Annotated in this window: 23 protein-coding genes; 10 read left to right on the plus strand and 13 right to left on the minus strand. The window is 70.9% G+C overall.

Features of this window, described 5'->3' with window-relative positions; genetic code table 11:
• The first annotated feature begins 116 nt into the window (after positions 1 to 116).
• The 5 genes from ACWD6P_RS15550 (at position 117) to ACWD6P_RS15570 (ending at position 8,317) form a co-directional block, all read left to right on the plus strand.
• Positions 117 to 1,691 carry a sensor histidine kinase gene (locus ACWD6P_RS15550; protein ID WP_451444597.1) on the plus strand — a complete coding sequence of 525 codons (1,575 nt, stop codon included), beginning with the start codon at positions 117 to 119 and terminating at the stop codon, positions 1,689 to 1,691.
• Positions 1,692 to 1,776: 85 nt separating this feature from the next.
• Positions 1,777 to 3,135: a glycosyltransferase gene (locus tag ACWD6P_RS15555; RefSeq protein WP_451444598.1), complete on the plus strand. Its 1,359-nt coding sequence runs from the start codon at positions 1,777 to 1,779 to the stop codon at positions 3,133 to 3,135.
• Positions 3,132 to 5,483 (plus strand): ArnT family glycosyltransferase, encoded by a 2,352-nt coding sequence (locus ACWD6P_RS15560; protein ID WP_451444599.1) that lies wholly within the window; start codon positions 3,132 to 3,134, stop codon positions 5,481 to 5,483. Before ACWD6P_RS15555 ends, ACWD6P_RS15560 begins: the two co-directional genes overlap by 4 nt.
• Positions 5,484 to 5,851: 368 nt before the next feature.
• A complete protein-coding gene (locus tag ACWD6P_RS15565; protein WP_451444680.1) occupies positions 5,852 to 7,375 on the plus strand; it encodes an MFS transporter in 1,524 nt (507 codons plus the stop codon).
• 135 nt (positions 7,376 to 7,510) lie between these two features.
• The gene (locus ACWD6P_RS15570) at positions 7,511 to 8,317 is read left to right on the plus strand and encodes a TetR/AcrR family transcriptional regulator (protein ID WP_451444600.1); all 807 of its coding nucleotides are present in this window, start codon (positions 7,511 to 7,513) and stop codon (positions 8,315 to 8,317) included.
• Positions 8,318 to 8,335: 18 nt separating this feature from the next.
• Here ACWD6P_RS15570 and ACWD6P_RS15575 read toward each other — a convergent pair whose 3' ends face one another.
• The 4 genes from ACWD6P_RS15575 to ACWD6P_RS15590 form a co-directional block, all read right to left on the minus strand.
• On the minus strand, positions 8,336 to 8,521 hold the full coding sequence (locus ACWD6P_RS15575) for a hypothetical protein (protein WP_451444601.1): 186 nt from the start codon (positions 8,519 to 8,521) through the stop codon (positions 8,336 to 8,338).
• Between the two features lie 13 nt (positions 8,522 to 8,534).
• Entirely contained in the window at positions 8,535 to 9,377 is an 843-nt protein-coding gene (locus tag ACWD6P_RS15580) for a YceI family protein (RefSeq protein ID WP_451444602.1), read from the minus strand.
• Positions 9,378 to 9,633: 256 nt separating this feature from the next.
• The gene (locus ACWD6P_RS15585) at positions 9,634 to 12,240 is read right to left on the minus strand and encodes an MFS transporter (RefSeq protein WP_451444603.1); all 2,607 of its coding nucleotides are present in this window, start codon (positions 12,238 to 12,240) and stop codon (positions 9,634 to 9,636) included.
• An 11-nt stretch (positions 12,241 to 12,251) separates the two neighbouring features.
• Complete coding sequence (locus tag ACWD6P_RS15590) at positions 12,252 to 12,725, minus strand: MarR family winged helix-turn-helix transcriptional regulator (RefSeq protein ID WP_451444604.1); 474 nt, start codon at positions 12,723 to 12,725, stop codon at positions 12,252 to 12,254.
• Positions 12,726 to 13,048: 323 nt separating this feature from the next.
• Between ACWD6P_RS15590 and ACWD6P_RS15595 the strand changes: the two genes are divergently transcribed.
• Both ACWD6P_RS15595 and ACWD6P_RS15600 read left to right on the plus strand, forming a co-directional pair.
• Positions 13,049 to 13,627, plus strand: a complete 579-nt coding sequence (locus ACWD6P_RS15595) for a Uma2 family endonuclease (protein ID WP_451444605.1) — start codon at positions 13,049 to 13,051, stop codon at positions 13,625 to 13,627.
• Positions 13,628 to 13,712: 85 nt separating this feature from the next.
• Positions 13,713 to 13,931 (plus strand): hypothetical protein, encoded by a 219-nt coding sequence (locus ACWD6P_RS15600; protein WP_451444606.1) that lies wholly within the window; start codon positions 13,713 to 13,715, stop codon positions 13,929 to 13,931.
• A 69-nt stretch (positions 13,932 to 14,000) separates the two neighbouring features.
• Here ACWD6P_RS15600 and ACWD6P_RS15605 read toward each other — a convergent pair whose 3' ends face one another.
• The 3 genes from ACWD6P_RS15605 to ACWD6P_RS15615 are packed head-to-tail and all read right to left on the minus strand — an operon-like array spanning position 14,001 to position 15,092.
• Entirely contained in the window at positions 14,001 to 14,549 is a 549-nt protein-coding gene (locus tag ACWD6P_RS15605) for a hypothetical protein (protein WP_451444607.1), read from the minus strand.
• Positions 14,550 to 14,568: 19 nt separating this feature from the next.
• A complete protein-coding gene (locus ACWD6P_RS15610; protein ID WP_451444608.1) occupies positions 14,569 to 14,847 on the minus strand; it encodes a hypothetical protein in 279 nt (92 codons plus the stop codon).
• Positions 14,844 to 15,092, minus strand: coding sequence for a hypothetical protein (locus ACWD6P_RS15615; RefSeq protein ID WP_451444609.1), 249 nt, complete (start codon positions 15,090 to 15,092; stop codon positions 14,844 to 14,846). The genes ACWD6P_RS15610 and ACWD6P_RS15615 overlap by 4 nt, the downstream gene beginning before the upstream one ends.
• A gap of 157 nt (positions 15,093 to 15,249) precedes the next feature.
• Here ACWD6P_RS15615 and ACWD6P_RS15620 point away from each other — a divergent pair, with 157 nt between their 5' ends.
• On the plus strand, positions 15,250 to 15,525 hold the full coding sequence (locus ACWD6P_RS15620) for a GntR family transcriptional regulator (RefSeq protein ID WP_451444610.1): 276 nt from the start codon (positions 15,250 to 15,252) through the stop codon (positions 15,523 to 15,525).
• 118 nt (positions 15,526 to 15,643) lie between these two features.
• Entirely contained in the window at positions 15,644 to 15,928 is a 285-nt protein-coding gene (locus ACWD6P_RS15625) for an SCO0607 family lipoprotein (RefSeq protein ID WP_451444681.1), read from the plus strand.
• Here the strand turns inward: ACWD6P_RS15625 and ACWD6P_RS15630 are convergent.
• Positions 15,868 to 16,287 (minus strand): alpha/beta fold hydrolase, encoded by a 420-nt coding sequence (locus tag ACWD6P_RS15630; RefSeq protein WP_451444611.1) that lies wholly within the window; start codon positions 16,285 to 16,287, stop codon positions 15,868 to 15,870. The genes ACWD6P_RS15625 and ACWD6P_RS15630 overlap by 61 nt on opposite strands.
• Before the next feature lie 96 nt (positions 16,288 to 16,383).
• Between ACWD6P_RS15630 and ACWD6P_RS15635 the strand changes: the two genes are divergently transcribed.
• Positions 16,384 to 16,737 (plus strand): peptidase inhibitor family I36 protein, encoded by a 354-nt coding sequence (locus ACWD6P_RS15635; protein ID WP_451444612.1) that lies wholly within the window; start codon positions 16,384 to 16,386, stop codon positions 16,735 to 16,737.
• Between the two features lie 89 nt (positions 16,738 to 16,826).
• On the opposite strand, the gene ACWD6P_RS15640 is transcribed toward ACWD6P_RS15635, so the two are convergent.
• From ACWD6P_RS15640 to ACWD6P_RS15660, 5 genes are all read right to left on the minus strand, one after another.
• Positions 16,827 to 17,300 carry a VOC family protein gene (locus tag ACWD6P_RS15640; RefSeq protein ID WP_451444613.1) on the minus strand — a complete coding sequence of 158 codons (474 nt, stop codon included), beginning with the start codon at positions 17,298 to 17,300 and terminating at the stop codon, positions 16,827 to 16,829.
• A gap of 159 nt (positions 17,301 to 17,459) precedes the next feature.
• Complete coding sequence (locus tag ACWD6P_RS15645; protein WP_451444614.1) at positions 17,460 to 18,236, minus strand: hypothetical protein; 777 nt, start codon at positions 18,234 to 18,236, stop codon at positions 17,460 to 17,462.
• A gap of 178 nt (positions 18,237 to 18,414) precedes the next feature.
• The gene (locus ACWD6P_RS15650; protein ID WP_006604265.1) at positions 18,415 to 19,251 is read right to left on the minus strand and encodes an RNA polymerase sigma factor SigF; all 837 of its coding nucleotides are present in this window, start codon (positions 19,249 to 19,251) and stop codon (positions 18,415 to 18,417) included.
• Positions 19,252 to 19,441: 190 nt separating this feature from the next.
• Positions 19,442 to 20,251 carry an RNA polymerase sigma factor SigF gene (locus tag ACWD6P_RS15655; RefSeq protein WP_451444615.1) on the minus strand — a complete coding sequence of 270 codons (810 nt, stop codon included), beginning with the start codon at positions 20,249 to 20,251 and terminating at the stop codon, positions 19,442 to 19,444.
• Between the two features lie 265 nt (positions 20,252 to 20,516).
• Positions 20,517 to 20,810 carry a Dabb family protein gene (locus tag ACWD6P_RS15660; RefSeq protein ID WP_451444616.1) on the minus strand — a complete coding sequence of 98 codons (294 nt, stop codon included), beginning with the start codon at positions 20,808 to 20,810 and terminating at the stop codon, positions 20,517 to 20,519.
• Between the last annotated feature and the right edge of the window lie 53 nt (positions 20,811 to 20,863).

The raw sequence follows: 20,863 nt of genomic DNA on the forward strand, positions 1-20,863 counted from the left end.
GTCCCGGCCTCTGTCCCGGTTCCGGTCCCGGCCTCGGTCCCGGGCCTAGTTCCGCGTCCGCCTCCACTCCCGCACCAGCGACCCGGCGCCGCTGGTCCCTCCGTACGCGGCTCGTTGTGTCGGCCGTTGCGCTGATCGCTGTCGTCGGGGCCGTCATCGGCGTGGTGACGACGATTGCGCTGCATTCCTATCTGCAGGGGCAGTTGGACCGGCAGCTCGGGGAATCCGTGGGGCGGGCGCAGAGGCCGCCGCCGCATGACCCGATGCGGGGCGAGACGCTCGACTTCGTGGCGATGGGAGGCCAGCCGCTGGGGACGGTGGGTGCGCGGGTCGGGCCCGGCGGCACGATCGAGACCGGGGCGAAGCTGAGCCACTCGACGAGCCGGGTGCCCGCGGAGCGGCTGGCAGGGCTGACCGGTGAGCAGATCGCGGCGCTGAACACGGTGCCGCGGGACGGCGCGCCGCACACCGCCGAGCTCCCCGGGCTCGGCGACTACCGCGTGAAGTCCGCCAAGGACGGCTCGCTGGTGCTCGGACTGCCGCTCGGCTACGTCCAGGACACGGTCGGCAGGCTCGTACTCATCGAGCTGTGTGTGACGGTCGCCGGACTGATCGCGGCCGGAATCGCCGGCTCCACCATGGTCGGGATCGCGCTGCGGCCGCTGCGCAGGGTCGCCGCCACCGCCACCCGCGTCTCCGAACTCCCGCTCCATCAGGGCGAGGTGGCGCTGCACGTACGGGTGCCGGGGCCCGAGGCGGATGGCCGTACGGAGGTGGGGCAGGTCGGTGCGGCGCTGAACCGGATGCTGGGGCATGTCGGCTCGGCGCTCTCGGCCCGTCAGGAGAGCGAGATGCGGGTGCGGCGGTTCGTCGCCGACGCCAGCCATGAGCTGCGTACGCCGCTGACGTCGATCCGGGGCTATGCCGAGCTGACCCGGCGCGGGCGCGAGCAGCCCGGCCCGGAGACCCGGCACGCGCTGGCTCGGATCGAGTCGGAGGCGGAGCGGATGACCGGGCTGGTGGAGGACCTGCTGCTGCTCGCCCGGCTCGATTCCGGACGCCCGCTCTCGTACGAGAGCACTGATCTCTCGCCGTTGGTGGTGGACGCGGTCAGCGATGCGCGGGCGGCCGGCCCCGGCCACCGGTGGCGGCTGGAGCTGCCGGACGACCCGGCGCTCGTGTACGGCGATGGCGGGCGGCTGCACCAGATTCTGGTGAACCTGCTGGCCAATGCGCGTACGCACACGCCAGAGGGGACGACGGTGACGGCTCGGGTGCGCGCCTCGGCTGCCGCACGGCACGGCGACGCCCCCGGCCCCGTCGTCCAGTTGGAGGTGCAGGACGACGGCCCCGGCATCCCGGCCGGTCTTCTCCCGCATGTCTTCGAGCGGTTTGCGCGCGGTGACGCCTCGCGGTCGCGTGCCGCCGGAAGTACGGGCCTCGGGCTGGCGATCGTGCAGGCGGTGGTGGCCGCGCACGGCGGCACGGTCGGGGTCGACAGCGTGCCGGGGCGGACGGTCTTCACGGTGACGTTGCCGGCGGCGGGGCCCGGGAGCCGCCCTGGCCGGGAGGGTGACCGGCCTCCGACCGTGGCCTCGCCTGCCTCGCCTGCCTCGTCTGCCTCGCCCGCCTCGTCGGCCCTGCCCGTCTCGCCCGCCTCGCCAGCGTCACCCACCTCGCGGGCCCCCTAGGTGCGACCGCGGCTCACACGGACTCACAGCCCGGCCACAGGCTCACCACACGGCCATGACAGCGGAGTTGGCGAGTGTCGTTGTCATGACGACGACTCAGCCGCCCCGCATGCCACTGGGCTCCCTACCGCCACGCGAGCATCTGCGTCTCGGCCAGATCGCCACCGTCCTCGATGTGGTCATCCCCGTCTACAACGAGGAACGTGATCTCGAACGATGCGTCCGGCGCCTGCATGAACACCTCGCCCGGACCTTCCCCTACGGGTTCCGGATCACCATCGCCGACAACGCGAGCACCGACCGTACGCCGGATGTCGCCGCCCGCCTCGACGACGCGATCGACGAGGTCACGGCCGTACGGCTGGAGCAGAAGGGGCGCGGCCGGGCGCTGCGTACGGTGTGGTCGCTGTCCGAGGCGCCGGTGCTGGCATACATGGACGTCGATCTGTCCACCGACCTGAACGCCCTGCTGCCGCTGGTCGCGCCGCTGATCTCCGGGCATTCGGATCTGGCGATCGGCTCCCGGCTCAGCCGCAGCGCACGCGTCGTGCGCGGGCCGAAGCGGGAGTTCATCTCGCGGACGTACAACCTCATCCTGCGGGGTTCGCTCGCCGCGCGCTTCTCCGACGCGCAGTGCGGATTCAAGGCCATACGGGGAGACGTGGCGGAACGGCTGCTGCCGTTGATCGAGGACACCGGCTGGTTCTTCGACACCGAGATGCTGGTGCTCGCGGAGCGGGCCGGGCTGCGGATCCACGAGGTGCCGGTGGACTGGGTCGACGACCCCGACAGCACCGTGCACATCGTGCGGACGGCCGCCGACGACCTCAAGGGCGTATGGCGGGTGGGGCGGGCGCTGGCGACCGGCGCGCTGCCGCTGGACCGGCTGGCCCGGCCGTTCGGGGACGACCCGCGGGACCGCGAGCTGTCCGGAGTGCCGGGCGGGCTGGCACGTCAGCTCGTCGGCTTCTGTGTGGTCGGCGGGCTCAGCACCCTGCTCTATCTGGCCCTCTACTCCCTTTTCCGGCTCGGGGCGGGCCCCCAACTGGCCAACGCCGCCGCACTGTTGGTGTCGGCCATCGGCAATACGGCCGCCAACCGGTGGCTGACCTTCGGCGTACGGGGGCGGGACCGGGCGGTCCGCCATCAGGCGCAGGGGCTGGTGGTCTTCGCCATCGGGCTGGCCCTGACCAGCGGATCCCTCGCCGCCCTCGACGCCGCGAGCGGCGATCCCTCGCACGGCACCGAACTCGCGGTGCTGATCGCGGCCAACCTCGCGGCGACGGTGCTGCGCTTTCTGCTCTTCCGGGCCTGGGTCTTTCCGGAGCGCGAGCGCCGCGATCCTGCTGCCAGGGACACCGGCACCGCCACCGCCACCGCCCGCGCCAGCGACACCGAGACCCACACCGCCACTCCCACCGCCCCCTTCAGGAGCGCTCGATGACCCCGCACCCGTCGCCGCACCCGTCCCCGCCTCCGTCCCCGCTCCCGTCCACCACACCGGCCGCAACGCCGTCGTGGCCCGTGCGGATCCTGCGCGGACACCCCACCGATCCGCGCTGGGCACGGCCCGCACTGCTGGCGTTGCTGCTGGTCACGGCCGTGCTCTACCTCTGGAGCCTGTCCGCGTCCCAGTACGCCAACCAGTTCTACTCGGCCGCCGTACAGGCCGGCAGCGAGAGCTGGAAGGCGTTCTTCTTCGGCTCCTCCGACGCCGCGAACTCCATCACCGTCGACAAGCCGCCGGCCGCGCTGTGGCCGATGGCGCTGTCCGTACGCCTCTTCGGGCTCAGCTCCTGGGCGATCCTGGTGCCCGAGGCGCTGATGGGCGTGGCGACGGCCGGAGTGCTGTACGCGGCCGTACGACGCCGGTTCGGGGCCGGCGCCGGGCTGCTCGCGGCCGGGACGCTGGCGGTGACGCCGGTCGCGGCCCTGATGTTCCGCTTCAACAACCCCGATGCGCTGCTGTGCCTCCTGATGGTCTGTGCGGTCGCCGCCGTGCTGCGCGCCCTTGAGGGCGGCCGTACTAAGTGGCTGGTGCTGGCCGGGCTCTGCTTCGGGCTCGGGTTCCTCACCAAGACGCTGCAGGCGTGGCTGATCCTGCCGCCGCTCGCCGTGGTCTACGCCTGCTGCGCACCGGTCGCGCTGCGCCGACGGCTCGGGCAGCTGCTGCTCGCCGGGCTGGCGGTCGTGGTGTCCGGCGGCTGGTGGGTGGCCATCGTCGAGCTGTGGCCGGCCGCCTCGCGCCCGTACATCGGCGGTTCGCAGCACAACAGCTTCCTGGAGCTGACCTTCGGCTACAACGGCCTCGGGCGGATCACCGGCGAGGAGACCGGCAGCGTCGGCGGGGGCGGCGGCCGCCCCGGCGGTGGCGGATGGGGGGAGACCGGGATCACCCGGCTCTTCTCGGCCGACATGGGCGGGCAGATCGCGTGGCTGCTGCCCGCCGCGCTGATCCTGCTGGTCGTGGCGGTGTGCGTGCTGTGGCGCGCCCGGCGTGCGAGCGACGCGGAACAGGCCGGTCAGCGGGCGGAGTTCCTGGTCTGGGGCGGCGCGCTGCTGATGACGTTCACGACCTTCAGCTTTATGTCCGGGATCTTCCACCAGTACTACAACATCGCGCTGGCCCCGTATATCGCGGCGCTGGTCGGGACGGGCACGTCGCTCTTGTGGCGGCGCGGCGGGCGGCTCGCGTCGATCGTGCTGGCCGCGACGGTCGCGGTGACCGCCGCATGGTCGTACGTGCTGCTGAACCGGTCACCGGACTGGCTGCCGTGGCTGCGCTGGACGGTGCTGGCGCTCGGGGCGCTGGCGGCGCTGGGGCTGCTGGTGTGCCTGTGGGCGGGAGCGGCGGTACGGGACGGCGGTGTGGCGGCGGTACGGGTACGGGGCGGTGCGGCGGCGGTACGGGACGAACCGCCGGTGGACGGTGGGGTGGCCGGGGCCGACGGCGCGTCGGATGCGGGCGGGGCGCCGGTGCGGGCGGGCGCGCGGGTGCGTCTGGCCCGCCGGGGCGCCGTGTTGGCGGCGGTGGCCGGGCTCGCGACGGCGCTGGCCGGGCCGGTCGCGTACACCCTCGATACGGTCAACACACCCAAGGGCGGCTCGATCATCACGGCCGGGCCTTCCGTGCGGGGCGCCATGGGCGGGCCCGGCGACGGGGGCTTCCCGGGCGGCGCACAGGGCGGCTCACCCGGTGCCGGCCAGCAGGGCCAAGGTCCGCAGGGTCAAGGCCAGCCGGGCCAGGGCCAGCAGCCGGGCCAGGGCCAGCCGGGCCAGGGCCAGGGCCAGCCGGGCCGGCCCGCCCAGGGCAAGACGCCCGGCGGCCGGCTCCTCCCTCCTGGCCAGCAGGCCTTCCCCGGCCGGACGGGCGGCCTGGGCGAGCGCGGCGCCGGGCGGATGGGCGGCGCGGGCGGTATGGGTGGTCTGCTCAACGGCAGCAAGGTCAGCGCCAAGGCCAAGGCGCTGCTGAAGGAGGACGCCGGCGACTACACCTGGGTGGCGGCGACCATCGCCTCCCAGAACGCCGCGAGCTACCAACTCGCCACCGAGAAGCCGGTGATGGCGATCGGCGGCTTCAACGGAAGTGATCCGTCGCCGACCCTCGCCCAGTTCAAGGAGTACGTCGCGGAGGGGAAGATCCACTACTTCATCGGCGGCGGACGGGGCGGCTTCAACGGCCCCGGCGGTGGCCGGGGCGGTTCGTCGAAGATCACCTCCTGGGTGGAGAAGACCTTCAAGAAGGTCACCGTCGGCAGCGTCATCTTCTACGACCTCACCCAGAGGGCGTAGCGGCGACGGACCTGCCGACGTAGCGGCGAGGGCGGGCCTGAGGTCCGCCCGGGGGAGCACCCACAGGCCTGACGGGGCCTCAGGGTGCTCCCCTAGGGGGTCTGTGCGCCCCTTGCAGATCCCTTCCCCGGCGGAGGCCCGAGCTCCCCCATCGAGCTTGCAGTAATTTAAATGTACGGCGTATAAGTCTCCCTGTACGGTGTAAAGCGATGACCCGAACGACTGTCCGTACCGCCCGTACCGCTCTCATCGCCCGTACCGCTCGCACGGCCCGCACCGCCCGCAGCGGCACCGGCACCGCTCACGACGTTCCCACCGCTCACAACGCCCCCACCGCTCACGACGCCCGCACCGTAAAGGGAGCCCATATGACCTCCGTGGCCTCCGAAGCCACCACCCTTCAGCCGCAGGGCCGGCACTCCGCCCGCTGGCTGATCCTGGCCGTGATCTGCATCGCGCAGCTCACGGTCATCCTCGACAACACCGTCCTCAACGTCGCCATCCCCTCCCTCACCGAGGAGCTGGGCGCGACCACCGCCGACGTCCAGTGGATGATCAACGCCTATTCGCTGGTCCAGTCCGGTCTGCTGCTCACCGCGGGCAACTCCGCCGACCGCTACGGCCGCAAGAAGATGCTCGCCATAGGCCTGGTGCTCTTCGGCATCGCCTCGCTCGGTGCCGCGCTTGCCCAGTCACCCGGCCAGCTGATCGCCGCCCGTGCCGGCATGGGCGTCGGTGGCGCGCTGCTGGTGACCACCACCCTCGCGGTCGTCATGCAGATCTTCGACGACCAGGAGCGCCCCAAGGCCATCGGCATCTGGAGCTCGGTCAACTCTCTGGGCTTCGCCGCCGGGCCGCTGATCGGCGGCGCACTGCTCGACCACTTCTGGTGGGGCTCGCTGTTCCTGGTCAACCTGCCCGTCGCCGTCATGGCGCTGGCGGCCGTCGTCACCCTCGTCCCCGAGTCCAAGAGCCGCGCGGGCGAACGCCCCGACCTGCTGGGTGCCCTGCTGTCCATGATCGGAATGGGCGCCGTGGTCTTCGCGATCATCTCCGGGCCGCACTCCGGCTGGCTGTCCGAGCCGGTGGTGCTCTCCGCCGCCATCGGGATCGCCGGCCTCGCCCTCTTCGTCGGGTGGGAGCTCCACGTCCCGCACCCCATGCTGGACATGCACTTCTTCCGGAACCGCCGCTTCATCGGTGCGGTTTCCGGCGGCATCCTCGTCGCCTTCGGGATGGGCGGCTCGATGTTCCTGCTCACCCAGCACCTCCAAATGGTGCTCGGGTACGGCCCGTTGGACGCCGGACTGCGGATGGCCCCGCTGGCGGTGACCGTCATCCTGATCAACTTCACCGGTCTGAGTGCCCGTCTGGCGCCCAAGCTGGGCACCCCCGGCATGATCGTCTCCGGCATGTCGCTGCTCGCGGCCGGCCTCGGCGCCATCTCGCTGCTCGGCGGCCACAGCTACGGCGGCATGCTGACCGGCCTGATCGTGATGGGTGTCGGCGTCGCGCTCGCCATGCCGACCATGGCCAACGCCATCATGTCCGCTATCCCGCCCGCCAAGGCCGGCGTGGGCGCCGGCGTCAACGGCACCCTGATGGAGTTCGGCCAGGGCCTGGGCGTCGCCGTCCTCGGCGCGGTCCTCAACTCCCGCTTCGCGGCGCTGCTCCCGCTGATCGCCGCGGGCGCCGGCTCGCTGCCCGCGGCGCTCGCCAGGGCCCATACGGACGCCGAACGCATGGCCGTCCAGGACGCGTTCGCCTCCGGCATCGGCACCAGCCAGGTCGGCGGCGCGGCCGCCGTGTTCGTCGGCGGACTGCTCGCGGCCGTACTGCTGCGCCGGGCCGAGCGCACCGGCCCGGAACCGGCCGCCGCCGTGGCGAAATAGCATCGGTGGTGTAGGTGATCGTGTACGTGATCGCTTAGGTGATCGCGTACGTGATCGTTACGTGGTGTCCGTGATTGCGTAAGTGCGGCAAGGACGAAACGACGCTCAGGAACAGGCAGGAACAGGGAGGGCACCATGGCAGCGACGGACAGCCGCGCCGGAAAGCGGCCGAGCAGCGTCTGGCTGGCCCAGCGCCCTCCGGTCAAGCGGAAGGCGGAGCAGCCGGCCGGCCTCGACCTCGACAAGATCGTCGCGGCCACGGTCCGGCTGCTGGACGCCGAAGGCCTGACGAAGTTCTCGATGCGCCGGCTCGCCGCCGAACTCGGCGTCACCGCGATGTCCGTCTACTGGTACGTCGACACCAAGGACGACCTGCTGGAACTCGCCCTGGACCGGGTCATGGGCGAGATGCGGCTGCCGGACGAGACCGACGCGGAGCAGGACTGGCGCGACCATCTGCGCTCACTGGCCGGTGAGTACCGCGACCTGCTGACCGGCCACCCCTGGGTGGTCCGGCTGCTGGGCACGTACATCAACGTCGGCCCGCACTCCATCGCCTTCTCCAACGCCAGCATGCGGGTGATGAAGCAGAGCGGGCTGTCCCTGGAGCAGATCACCGGCGGGCTCTCCGCCGTCTTCCAGTTCGTCTACGGCTTCGCCACCATCGAGGGCCTCTTCGACGCCCGCTGCGCGGAGGCCGGCATGCCCGTCGACGAGTACTTCCAGCAGGTGATGTCCGCGGTCCAGGGCCGCCCGGAGTTCGCCGAGACGCTGGAGAACTCCACCAAGGTCATGGAGGCCCGCGGCGGCTCCACCGTACGGGAGATGCGCGACCGCGACTTCGCCTTCGCGCTCGATCTGCAGATCGCGGGCATCGAGGCGCTGCGGGGGCGCAGCGACGACCGCGGGCCGGACCCCCGGCAGGGGACCCGGCCCGCGTGAACCCGCGCGCGGCGGACGCTACGGCCTGACGAGGACGATCGAGTTGATCGGCGTGAGGTCCTTGTCCACGTCGTAGCCGGGGTCCATGAAGCCCTGGCAGTCCCCCGTGCCGCCGGAGAGCCGCCGAAAAGCCGCTGAAGGCAGGCAGCCGCTGCACCCACCGGCCGACTCACCCACCGGCCAGTGCGCCACCAGCCAGCTCACCCCACCGCCCGACTCACCCCACCGGCAACCCCTCCCCCCGCACCGCCTGAATATCCAGCTCCACCCTCAGCGTCGTCCCGATCGCCGCGATACCGGCCGCCACCACCTGGTTGTAGTTCATCTTGAAGTCCTCGCGGCGCAGTTCGGCCGTCGCGTGGAAGGCGGCGCGCACCCCGCCCCACGGGTCGGGGCCGGTGCCGAGATAGCTCAGTTCGAGGTCCACCGGCCGTACGACGCCGTGCAGCGCCAGCTCGCCGTGGACGGTCCAGCGGTCCGGGCCGGCCGCCGTCAGGCCCGTACTGCGGTAGGCGAGCTCCGGGAACTCCTCGACGTTCAGGAAGTCGTCGGAGCGCAGATGCCCGTCCCGCATCCCGTTCCCGGTGTCGATCGACGCGGCCTTGATGACCGCCTCGACCCGCGACTTCTCCAGATCCTCGGCGATCTCGATCCGGCCGCCGAACTCGGTGAACCGGCCGTGCACGCTGGAGATCCCCAGGTGCTGGGCGACCGCGGCCACCGTCGAGTGCATCGGGTCGATGGTCCACGGTCCCGGCGGCGGCAGCTCGGCCCCGCCCTGCCTGGCCAGTACGACGCTGCCCACGTCCATCCGGCCGCTGGCCGTCACGATCGCGCTGGAGGCGACCGGTGCGTAGCCGACGGCCGTGACGATGACCGTGTACGGGCCGGCGGGCAGCGGCCGGCCGTCGCGGACGGCGCCTTCCTCGTCCGCCGTCGCGCGCAGCACCTGCGCGCCCGTCATGTCGGTGACGGTCAGTACGGCGTGCTGGACCGCCCAGCCGTCCCGCGTGCGGATCTGCGCCCTTACGCCCGCAGCTCCCGCGCCCGTCGAATCCATTGTCTCTCCTGTGTGTTGCTGATGGGGCTGTCCCCTGCCCATGGGGGTCCCCCCGCGCGAGCGAAGCCGAGCGTGGGGGAGGAGTCGAGAGCTCGGGGGCAAAGAATCGGGCTCCGGGCGGCGGCGTGCAGGCCGTCCCCTGCCTGTGCGCAACGCCGCCGCCGGAGCCCTGGTGCCGGTCCGGGGCGCGTCTCCGCTCAACGCGCGCCCCGGACCGGGGCTGTGCCGCCTCGGGGGGATGTCCCGAGGCCCGGGGTCAGTCCCCGGGGTGTGCGAGCTCGACGTCGTAGCCGTCGACCCCGCGTACGTCGACCGAAAGGCCCGTGGCGACCGGCGGGTAGCCGCTCGCGATGACCGTGTAGTCGCCGGCGTCCAGGTCAGTGAAGGCGTAGGCGCCGTCCTCCCCGGTCGTCGAGGTGGCCACGACGTTGCCCGCCGCGTCCACCAGCGTGACCCGCGCGTCCGGCAGCGGCCGGCGGTCCGCGCCGGCCCGCACGACGCCCTGGACCCGCGCCCCGGACAGCAGCTCGACCTCGACATGGGTCGTGCCCTGGCCGCCGACCTCGACCGGCAGCGCGGCCGGGCGGTGGTCGGGGGCGTTCACCGCGACGGTGAAGGTGCCCGGCGCCAGCTCGTCGAAGGCGAAGTAGCCCTCGGCGCCGGTCTTTCCGGTGGCCAGCACCTCACCGCGGACGTCGGTGACGACGACCATCGCCCCGTCGACCGGCTCGCCGGTCGCCGCGCTGCGGACCTGGCCGGCGAGGCCGCTGGTGCCGCTGAGCAGGATGTCGTAGGCGTAGGGCTGGTCGCCGACGACGACCGTGGACGCCTGCGGCTGGTGCCCGTCGGCCGCGGCTATCAGCACGTACGAGCCGGCGCCGGGGGCGTTCAGTACGTACGAGCCGTTGGCCTGGGCGACCGCGCGGCCCAGCTGACGCCCGCTGAGCGAGATCAGCGTCACCGCGGAGCGCGGGACGGGGCTGCCCTCCGCGTTGCGGACGAAACCGTGGACCGACGGGCCGGCCGGGGTGGCATCGCCGCCACCGGCGGAGGCGTGGGCCACCAGCGGCTGTGCGGCAGCCGACGCGGCAGCCGACGCGGCAGGCTGCGCCCAGGAGGGCGTGTGCGCGTCGTCGTCCGAGGCGAGCGGGGCGCCCACCAGGGCCGGCTCGCGCTCCCCGGCCGCCGCCGAGGCGGCGGCCCGAGCCGGGACACCGGCGTCCGACGGGCCGGCCGCCGCGTCCGCGCTCTCCGAGCTCTGCGACAGTCCGCCCCGCGTCTTCAACGCGACCTCCTTGATGAACAGGGTGAAGAGGAACGCGAGCAGCGCGCAAGGCGCCGCGTACAGGAACACATCGGCCACACCGTGCCCGTAGGCGCTCTCCATGACGGTGCGCAGCGGCGCCGGCAGGGCGTCCAGGTCCGGGATGCCACCGCCGCCGGTGCCGGCGCCGTGCGCCGCGGCCTTGGCGGCCTTCGGCCCGAGGTCGGCCAGCCCGTCCTTGACGTAGTGGGTGACGCGGTTGGCGAGCACCGCACCGAGCGCCGAGACGCCCACCGCGCCACCGAGGGAGCGGAAGAAGGTCACGACGGACGAGGCGGAACCGAGGTCCTCGGGGGCCACCTGGTTCTGCGTGGCCAGCACCAGGTTCTGCATCATCATGCCGATGCCCAGGCCCATCAGCGCCATGAAGATCGCGATGTGCCAGTACTCGGTGTCGTAGCGGATGGTGCCCAGCAGACCCAGGCCCGCGGTCACCAGCACACCGCCGCTGACCAGCCACGCCTTCCACTTGCCGGTCTTGGTGATGACCTGGCCCGAGACGGTCGACGAGACGAACAGCCCGCCGATCATCGGGATCGTCATCACACCGGACATCGTCGGCGACTTGTCGCGCGCCAGCTGGAAGTACTGGCTGAAGAAGACGGTGCCCGCGAACATCGCGATACCGACGAACAGCGAGGCCAGCGAGGCGAGAGTGATCGTCTTGTTGCGGAACAGCCGCAGCGGGATGATCGGCTCCTTGGCCCTGGACTCGACGAAGACGAAGACCGCGCCGAGCACGACCGCGCCCCCGACCATCGCCGCCGTCTGCCACGACATCCAGTCGTACTTGTCCCCGGCCAGCGTCACCCACACCAGCAGCAGCGAGACCGCGGCGCTGATGAAGAAGGCACCCGCCCAGTCGACCTTGACGCCCTCCCGCTTCACCACGGGCAGCTTCAGGGTCTTCTGCAGCACGATCAGCGCGATGACCGCGAACGGCACACCGACGTAGAAGCACCAGCGCCAGCCGAGCCAGCTGGTGTCGGTGATGACGCCACCGAGCAGCGGACCGCCGACGGTGGCGACGGCGAAGACCGCACCGAGATAGCCGCTGTAACGGCCGCGCTCCCGCGGCGAGATCATCGCGGCCATCACGATCTGCGCCAGCGCGGACAGCCCGCCCACGCCGATGCCCTGCACCACACGGCAGGCGATCAGCATGCCGGTGTTCTGCGACAGACCCGCGACGACCGAGCCCGCGACATAGATGACCAGCGCGAACTGCACCAGCAGCTTCTTGCTGAACAGGTCGGAGAGCTTGCCCCACAGCGGAGTGCTCGCCGTCATCGCCAGCAGCGCGGCGGTGACGACCCAGGTGTACGCGCTCTGCCCGCCGTCCAGATCATGAATGATCTCGGGCAGCGCGTTCGAGACGATCGTCGACGACAGTATGGCGACGAACATGCCGAGCAGCAGCCCGGACAGCGCCTCCATGATCTGACGGTGCGTCATGGGCGCCCCGTCGGAGGTGCTGTGTCCGCCTCCTCCGTGCTTGGCGTGGCCGCCCCGCACACCGGCTGGTGTGGTCGTAGCCATGTGGTTCCTTTTCATCCTGCGGGTGTACGGGTGGTGGAGTCGTGATGCGCCCGGGTGCGGCAGTCGCCGAAGCTCGTACGGAGCCTGGCGAGCAGTTCGACGAGGTGCCCGACGTCGCTGTCGGTCCAGTCGTCCAAGTACCGGGCGAGCGCCGCCGTATAGCGCTCGGCGAGCTCCTGGAGGAGCCGCTTCCCGCTCGGGGTCAGGCGCAGCAGCCGCGAGCGCTTGTCGGCCGGGTCGGGCTTGCGCTCGACCCATCCGCGCTCGCAGACGTGCGCCACGTGCCGGCTGGTGACGGACATGTCGATCGCCAGCAACTCCGCCAGCTGACTCATCCGCATCTCACCGTGCCGGTCGAGAAGGGTGAGCACACCGGCCGAGGCGGGCGGGCACTCCTGGGGCAGCATCCGCCCCATCTCGCGTTTGACGGCTCCGATGGCACTGAGTTGCCTGGCCAGCTCCTCGTACTGACTGTGAGCGGCCACCGGCTCCTCCATGCATCGCCCAGATCGCACATCTTTTGTTGCTTAGGGCAACCATAGGCAAGGTTGGTTGCTGAAGGCAAACGAATACGTGGGCGATGCAGGTAAAGGAGCTCAAAAGTCTGACCCCGCCGGAGGTCAATGAGGCCAAAGACGCACGTAAACCCCCAGGTGGGGCGGACCGCAACCCAAGGTGGGCCGGGCCGCGCGCGGAGGCTGCCCGCCGGGCTCGCCCGCAGTCCCGCGAACGGGGAGGGGAGGGGCGGGACGGGAGACACTGCCCCTCTCCGCAGGCCAGACTGTCAGTACGTCATGGAGGTGAAGGGATGGGCGTTGCCGGCTTTACGCACCATGGGCCCTGGACTGTCGACGACGTCCTGGGTCTGCCCGAGGACCGGTCCGTCCGCTACGAGCTGCTGGGGGAGTCGCTCGTGATGTCCCCCGCCCCCGGCCTGCGCCATCAGCGTGCCAGCTTCCGGCTTCACGTCGCCCTGGACGAGGCTGCCGGCGCCGCCGGCGCCCCGGTCGAGGTGCTGGAGGCCGTCAACGTCATCCTGCCGTCCGGCCTGGTCGTGCCGGACATCGTCGTCGCCGATGCGGGCGCGACCGCCGAGGACGGCGTCAGTATCGACGCCGATGCGGTGCAGCTGGTGGTCGAGCTCGTTTCACCCGGCAACAAGACCATGGACCGCAAGCTCAAGCCCCTGCTGTACGCGGAGGCCGCGATCCCGCACTACTGGCGTCTGGAGTTCGACCCGGCCCCGCGCCTGATCATCAGCGAGCTGGACGGCGGCCGGTACGTCGAAAGGGCGACCGCCCTTCCGGGCGTCGTGACCGGCGTCAAGGAGCCCTTCCCCTTCGAGATCGACCCGGCAGCACTCACTCGGCCGCGGCACAGCGGCTGAGGCTTCGGCGCCGCTGGCCGGGGCGACGCCTCGTAACCGCCCCAGGGGGTGCCCCCTCGCCCCGGGTTCGCTAGGGTCCTGCCCCATGGCGATCAACCCGCAGAACCAGGCCGACGGCAACTACGACCCGGCGGGCAGCACGCAGATGTTCCGGGCCTTCGTGGACGAGGGCGGCACCCCGCAGGCCGGCAGCCGCCGCGCCCCGGCCCCGCAGCAGTCGGCGGGCCCCCGCGTGGGCCTCATCGTCGGCGTGATCGTCGCCATCCTCGCCGTCGCGGGCGCGGCCTGGCTCGCCCTGTCGTAACGAGTCGTCTCTCCGTGTCGTCCCGCCGCCCGACGGCGACGGGACGGGGACGCACAAGGGCCCCTACGGTCAGCTTCGCGAGCTCTTGGAGCCGGTCCCGCCGGGCTCCTCTGGGGCCCAGGCGGGCTTGCGGGTGGCCTCCTTGAAGTCGGTCTCCTTCATCAGGACCCGCCACCCTTCCTCGCCGGCATGACCGTCGAGGCGCATGCTGAACTCCTTGACCTGCTTGGTGTCGTGGAAGTACAGCACGACGACCTGGCGCTCGGAGCCCTCGTCGTAGAAGTCGGCCGTCACCTTGCCCTGGGCGCCGTCTTCGAAGCCCCTGACCCAGTTTTCGGCCGTCTTCCTGCTCTGGGTGTCGTCGCCGTCGCTGGTGGCGAGGGAGCGGAGATCGTCGGTCTTGCCGTCGGCGATGTGCCAGACGAGTTCCTGGGTGACGCGAAGAGAGCCCGTGGAGGGGTAGCCGACCACGCGCAGCGCTTCATGGTTGGCGTAGGCCTCCGCATACTCGGCGTCGGCTCCTCTGGCATCGGCGGGACCGCCGCAACCGGCCAGGGTCACCACCATGCCCAGTGCCAGCGCGGCAGCCGCCCCGTATCCCCGCTGAGTCCTCTTCATTCCACTTCCTCCCCCTCGCCTACACGATGCGCCCGCCCCTGCTGTCGGCGATCCGCCGCGCATCGCGCAGCGCTTCACACAGCCTGTGGACACAGAACCGGAGTTCCTCGACGGACGCCGTCCTGGGCCCGCCGAGCAGCGCGGCAGCGTGGTCGAGCAGCTCCCCGCCCGTGGCGAGTTGGACCTCTTCCATCTCGTCCGCCAGCTGCGAGACGTAACTGCCGCCATCATCGCTGGAGAGGTAACACCGCTGCCCGTCCGGGCCCGCCCAGGGCAGCAGCCGCATCCTGTCCTTCATGAGGCCACCGCCATCTCGCGCAGGAACGCCGCCTCGCGCTGCGCCGCCTCGTGCTCGTACGCGAGGAGGTACGGGCGTACGAGGCGCGACGCGTCGCCGTCGAGGAGGGATTCGGGGCGGCGGGGGAGGAGAGGGAGGGGGACGGGTTGGTGGGGCGGCCGTGGTGGCCGGTACGTGAGGGTGGGGGCGGGGTGAGTCCGGCGTTTCGGCAACCGGGAGATGAGGTTGCGCATAAGGTTTCGCACGTCGACCTGCTTTCTTCAGACGTCAGGTTGGCCATGCCCCGGGGCCGATGCAGCGGTCGCCGGGGTCTTGACCTCGGTGCGTGAGGTATACCTTGGTATACCAAGAGACTGTAGGGGCCTCTCGCCACGCATGCAATAGCTTGCTTACCTTGGTCAAGTGATCGAATTTGCCCCCGACCGGCCCAGGTGGCGCCAGGTAGCCGATGTGATCCGTGCGCGCATCGCGGACGGCACCTATCAACCCGGAACGCGAGTCCCATCCGTGGTCGAGATGCTGGAAGAGTTCGGCATCGCCACGACTACGGGTCAGAAGGTTCACCGCGGCCTGCGCTCCGAGGGCCTCATCTACACCGAACCCGGCATGGGCTCATTCGTCGCGAAGGACGCCGCGCAGATCCTGAAGGACGCCGGTCACGGCTCCGACGCCTCCTAGGCCGCGCCTGCCCGACGGTCCGCATGAGTACTTTCGCTCATGTGGAATCCGTCCGCGTGCGCAAGAGTGGGTGGGCCAACACCCCCACAGGAGGCACCCATTGTTCGCGAACCGCCGTATGCGGATCGTTCCCGCGCTCGTCCTTACGGGCGTCACCGCAGCGATGACGCTCACCGCCTGCTCGCTACCGCCGGACGCGATCTGTATGAGCGACGAGTACCCGGTAATGCCCGTGGGCGGCACCGGGGGCTCCTGCGTCCCCAAGGACGAGGAGCCTCCGGCCGGCCACGTCCGCTACCCCGAGGGCAAGGTCCCCGAGCACGTCGACGACAAGTGGGACATCTACTGGGACACCCACACGATCGACAAGAACGGCAAGATCATTAAGGTTCCGAACAAGTAGGCCGCTGCCTCAGAAGCCCTCAGAAGCCCTCGAACGCCCGGCGCAGCGCCCCCGCGACCGCCGTAGCTGGTGCCGAAGACGTACGCCGGCTCGTCGGCGGCGACCTCGGTCAGCAGCAGGTGGGCGTCGTGGCCGTGCTCCTCGATCCGCTGCTCCGCGGGTGGGCCGGTGAGGCGGCTGCGGGAGTTGCCGCGCAAGTCGTAGGTGATGACGGTGTGGTCCTCGGCCAGCAGGGCGGCGAGCGGGCCGAACATGGCCGCGTCGCCGTCACCGCCGTTGACGAGCAGGACGGCCGGGCCGGATCCGCGCACTTCGTAGTGGATCTCTGCGCCGGGCGCGGTCATGGTGCCTGTCTTCACAGGAGTGGCACTCCCTTAGGCTTGGCGGTGCGACCTTGGCGAACGCCTTACGTTCTGTGGCCGTACGTCAACTTTATTGATGCAAGGTGGATTTCGGTGCGTTCTTTCCAGCACATGGCACGCTCGGCGAGTGTGGTGGCCGCGGCCGCATGTATCGGTGCGGCGGTGCTGACGGCTCCTGCCCACGCCGCGAGCGGCAGCTGTGCGAGGAACTACGCCTGCGTCTGGTTGAAGCCGCACTACCAGGGCAAGGTCGGCAAGCTCCATGTGAAGCCGGGCCAGTGTTACAACAGCCGGTCCGAGCCGGCGCGGTCGATCAACAACAACACCAGGTACCTGCTCAACATGTATGCGAAGGCAGGCTGCAAGGGGAAGTCCTTCAGGGTCAGCTGGGGCACGAAGAAGGGCAGCTTCCCCTTCGGCGTGATGAGCTTCAAGAGCGTGGGCTGAGGTCGACGGCCGACAGCCGGCGGTCGGCCTCTCGCGGCCTCGTCGGGGCCGGGTCGGTACGACTCCGCCCGGCCCCCGGCCGGGGCCTGCTACGTCGCGTCCGCCGCCGCCTCCAGGGCCGCGATGTCGATCTTCTTCATGCCGAACATGGCCTTCATGGCGCGGGCCGCCCGCTCCTGGTCCGGGTCGTTCAGCATCTCGGCCATGCCGCCCGGTGCCACCTGCCAGGACAGGCCGTACTTGTCCTTCAGCCAGCCGCAGGGGCCCTCCTCGCCGCCCTCGGAGAGCTTGGCCCAGTAGTAGTCGATCTCGTCCTGGTCCGCGCAGTTGACCAGCAGCGAGATCGCCTCGGTGAAGGTGAACTCCGGGCCGCCGTTGATCGCGATGTACTCCTGGCCGTCGAGCTCGAACTCGACGGTCAGTACGGTGCCGGCCGGGCGCGGGCCCGCCTCGTTGTAGTGGGTGACGTCCTTGATCCTTGAGTTCGGGAACACCGAGCAGTAGAACTCGGCGGCCTCCTTGCCCTGGGTGTCGAACCAGAGGTTGGGCGTGATCTTGGGCATGGCGCTCTCCTGGCGTTGGCTGCGGGCCGGCCTCGTGTCGGGACGGGCCACTGTGTGTATTGACCGCGGCGGCGGGAGAAAGTCATCGCTGCTCGCCGAACGGGTGTGGCCAGTCCTCCGCATCCCGCCTCCCGGCGTCACTTCCAGGAGAAGGCCACGTCACTTCCAGGAGAAGGTCACGTCCTTGGTGTCGATGTGCATGCCCGGCGGCACCCGCCAGGCCTCCAGGCACACCCGCCAGGTGCCGGTCTTCCTCTGGCCGGGGGCGAGGGGCAGCGGGAGCTTGTGGCGGGAGGTGACCGTCGTCCAGTCGATGCCGAGGGCGCCGATGACATGGGTGCCGAAGGTGACCTTGCCGGAGGTGACGGGGCGGTCGCCGGTGTTGAGCAGGTCGAGGGTGACCTTCTCGCACCAGCGGACGTCGGTGTCGGCGAGGCCGGGCCGGCCGACGACGAGGCCGGCGGGGGCGTCGGGGCCGGCGGGGATGGTGGGGGAGGGCGGCTCGGGCGCGGGCGAGCCGGGAGAGCTGTGCGGCGGGGTGGATGTGCCCGGCGGGGAGGGCGCGTTGGGCGAGGCGCCGGGACCCGTTCCGTCCGCGTCGGAGGGCGGGGACGGGGCGGCGGAACCGGAGGGGCCGGGGGAGCTGCCGGGGGCGGGGGCCGGACGGGCGCGGCGCTTGCCGTCGCCGTCCGCGGTGTCCCTGCCGTCGTCCCGGCGGGCTGCGTGGTCTTCGGCGGCTTCGTGGCCGTCCAGCGGGGTCAGTTGCACGCCGTCCCGTGGCGGTACGGGCCTGACCGGCGCGTGGCCGTCGGCGGGGCCTGCCGCGCCCACCGCGACATAGCCCTCTTCGGCCGCGCTCCCGCAGCCGGTGAGCAGGACACCCAGACACAGTGCGGCCGCCGAGGCGGAGGCGTAGGTCGTTGTCGTCCGTCGCATCGGCACAGTGTTGCTGACGACGCGTCAGGTGTATAGGGGGCCGCCGGGCGACGACGCCGCATCGGTACGGAGCGGCCGGTCGGTACGGAGCGGCGGGTCGATGCGGAGCGGCGGGTCGGTGCACATGTCCGCCGAGCGGCGCGGAGCGTTTGACGGCTGCCCCTCGGCGGACCGTTCCTCAGTCGGAGATCAGGCCTTCGCGCAGCTGCGCCAGGGTGCGGGTGAGCAGGCGGGAGACGTGCATCTGGGAGATGCCGACCTCCTCGCCGATCTGGGACTGCGTCATGTTGGCGAAGAAGCGCAGCATGATGATCTGGCGCTCACGGGCCGGGAGTTTGGCCAGCAGGGGCTTGAGGGACTCGCGGTACTCCACGCCCTCCAGGGCGCTGTCCTCGTAGCCGAGGCGGTCCGCGAGGGAGCCCTCGCCGCCGTCGTCCTCGGGGGAGGGGGAGTCGAGCGAGGAGGCGGTGTACGCGTTGCCGACGGCCAGGCCGTCGACGACGTCCTCCTCCGACACCCCCAGGCAGAGGGCGAGTTCGGGGACGGTCGGGGAGCGGTCCAGCTTCTGCGAGAGCTCGTCGCTGGCCTTGGTGAGGGCGAGCCGGAGCTCCTGGAGCCGGCGCGGCACCCGTACCGACCATGAGGTGTCGCGGAAGAAGCGCTTGATCTCGCCGACGACCGTCGGCATCGCGAACGTCGGGAATTCCACGCCGCGTTCGCAGTCGAAACGGTCGATCGCCTTGATCAGGCCGATCGTGCCGACCTGGACGATGTCCTCCATCGGCTCGTTGCGGCTGCGGAAGCGGGCGGCCGCGTAGCGCACGAGCGGGAGGTTGAGTTCGATGAGTGTGTCACGGACGTACGTACGCTCCGCGCAGTCCTTGTCGAGCGAGGCCAGCCGCAGGAACAGGGAGCGGGAGAGCGTGCGGGTGTTGATGGCGTCGTCGTCGTGCACGTGCGGCGCGGGCGCGGGAATCGCGGAAAGCACCTTCGAGCTGCCCAGTTCTACGGACATGCCACCCCCTTGAGGTCGCGGACGGGTCGCTGCGGCGTCCCCGGCCCGTGGTGGACCGAGGAGTGATACCTCCACCTGAATACCGGAGGCAGCGCTACGGCAAACGCGGTTCCTGCAGAATGTCACATGTCGGCAACACGCTGTAGCGCCATGTCGACATATCTGCGCAGGAACGGGTCGCCCGTCCCGGTTATGCGTCGATCCTGTTTGCGGATCGGAGGCGGGCGAAGCTCCGCGACAGTAGCCGCGACACATGCATCTGCGACACCCCCAGTTCGGCACTGATCTGTGACTGCGTCAGATTGCTGTAGTAACGCAGCAGAAGGATCCGTTGCTCGCGCTCGGGGAGCTGGACGAGGAGGTGTCGTACGAGGTCGCGGTGCTCGACGCCGGCCAGCTCCGGGTCCTCGTAGCCGAGGCGGTCCAGCAGTCCGGGGAGGCCGTCGCCCTCCTGGGCGGCCTCCAGAGATGTGGCGTGATACGAGCGGCCCGCCTTCAGGCAGGCCAGTACCTCGTCCTCGCCGATCTTCAGCCGCTCGGCGATCTCGGCGGTGGTGGGGGAGCGCCCGTGCAGCACCGTCAAGTCCTCGGTGGCGCCGTTGACCTGGACCCACAGTTCGTGGAGGCGGCGCGGGACATGGACCGTACGGACATTGTCTCGAAAGTAGCGTTTGATCTCGCCGACGACGGTGGGCATCGCAAAGGTCGGGAACTGGACGCCGCGGTCCGGATCGAACCGGTCGATCGCATTGATCAGGCCGATCGTGCCGACCTGGATGACGTCCTCCATCGGCTCGTTGCGGCTGCGGAAGCGGGCTGCGGCGTAGCGGACGAGCGGCAGGTTGGCCTCGATCAGTGCGGCCCGGACGCGGGTGTGCTCGGGGGTGCCGGGTTCGAGGTCCGCCAGCTCCGCGAACAGCACCTGTGTGAGCGCCCGCGTGTCCGCGCTACGGCTCTCGCGGGATGGAGCCTTGGACGCAGTACGGGCCGTCACGGTCACGCCACCCTTCACAGTGCTCGCAGTGCAGCTACTCGCTGTGGATGTATCTGGGATGTATCCGGCAAAAGCGGTCATAGCATTACAAGACAGGGCACTGTGCGCAAGCACCTCATCACTCCGTGTTGAACAGAGAGTTGGCTGGTGAGAGCGGGGTAGTGGGGGAGGCGCGCGGGGCGGGCGGGTGGCGGCACCGGGGTGGGGTATGGCAGAGCCCCCCGCCCGTGGGGCGAGGGGCTCGGTGTGCGGCGTATCGGGGTGCCGTGGCTCAGAACTCGTAGTCGGCGATCACCCAGGTGGCGAATTCGCGCCACTGGGCGGCGGCCGCCTGGTGGGCCGGGTGCTCCAGGTAGCGCTTGAGGGCGTCCTTGTCGGCCACGGCCGAGTTGATCGCGAAGTCGTAGGCGATCGGGCGGTCGGCGATGTTCCAGGCGCACTCCCAGAACGTCAGCTCCGCGATCTCGCCCTTGAGGGCCTCGAAGGCGCGGGCGCCGGCCTGCACCCGCTCCTCGTCGCGGGAGACGCCGTCATTGAGCTTGAACAGGACCAGGTGGCGGATCACGGGGGCCTCCGTACGGCGGACGATCACCAGGGGGCCGCCCGGCCGGGCGGCGG

The sequence above is a fragment of the Streptomyces sp. NPDC002446 genome (assembly GCF_053595675.1).

What these genes read in the sequence shown, in the direction of transcription:
- ACWD6P_RS15555 (WP_451444598.1), top strand. Translation starts at nt 1,777, where the DNA reads ATGACGACGACTCAGCCGCCCCGCATGCCACTGGGCTCCCTACCGCCA.
- ACWD6P_RS15560 (WP_451444599.1), top strand. Translation starts at nt 3,132, where the DNA reads ATGACCCCGCACCCGTCGCCGCACCCGTCCCCGCCTCCGTCCCCGCTC.
- ACWD6P_RS15565 (WP_451444680.1), top strand. Translation starts at nt 5,852, where the DNA reads ATGACCTCCGTGGCCTCCGAAGCCACCACCCTTCAGCCGCAGGGCCGG.
- ACWD6P_RS15570 (WP_451444600.1), top strand. Translation starts at nt 7,511, where the DNA reads ATGGCAGCGACGGACAGCCGCGCCGGAAAGCGGCCGAGCAGCGTCTGG.
- ACWD6P_RS15580 (WP_451444602.1), bottom strand. Translation starts at nt 9,377, where the DNA reads ATGGATTCGACGGGCGCGGGAGCTGCGGGCGTAAGGGCGCAGATCCGC.
- ACWD6P_RS15585 (WP_451444603.1), bottom strand. Translation starts at nt 12,240, where the DNA reads ATGGCTACGACCACACCAGCCGGTGTGCGGGGCGGCCACGCCAAGCAC.
- ACWD6P_RS15595 (WP_451444605.1), top strand. Translation starts at nt 13,049, where the DNA reads ATGGGCGTTGCCGGCTTTACGCACCATGGGCCCTGGACTGTCGACGAC.
- ACWD6P_RS15600 (WP_451444606.1), top strand. Translation starts at nt 13,713, where the DNA reads ATGGCGATCAACCCGCAGAACCAGGCCGACGGCAACTACGACCCGGCG.
- ACWD6P_RS15605 (WP_451444607.1), bottom strand. Translation starts at nt 14,549, where the DNA reads ATGAAGAGGACTCAGCGGGGATACGGGGCGGCTGCCGCGCTGGCACTG.
- ACWD6P_RS15610 (WP_451444608.1), bottom strand. Translation starts at nt 14,847, where the DNA reads ATGAAGGACAGGATGCGGCTGCTGCCCTGGGCGGGCCCGGACGGGCAG.
- ACWD6P_RS15625 (WP_451444681.1), top strand. Translation starts at nt 15,644, where the DNA reads ATGCGGATCGTTCCCGCGCTCGTCCTTACGGGCGTCACCGCAGCGATG.
- ACWD6P_RS15640 (WP_451444613.1), bottom strand. Translation starts at nt 17,300, where the DNA reads ATGCCCAAGATCACGCCCAACCTCTGGTTCGACACCCAGGGCAAGGAG.
- ACWD6P_RS15645 (WP_451444614.1), bottom strand. Translation starts at nt 18,236, where the DNA reads ATGCGACGGACGACAACGACCTACGCCTCCGCCTCGGCGGCCGCACTG.
- ACWD6P_RS15650 (WP_006604265.1), bottom strand. Translation starts at nt 19,251, where the DNA reads ATGTCCGTAGAACTGGGCAGCTCGAAGGTGCTTTCCGCGATTCCCGCG.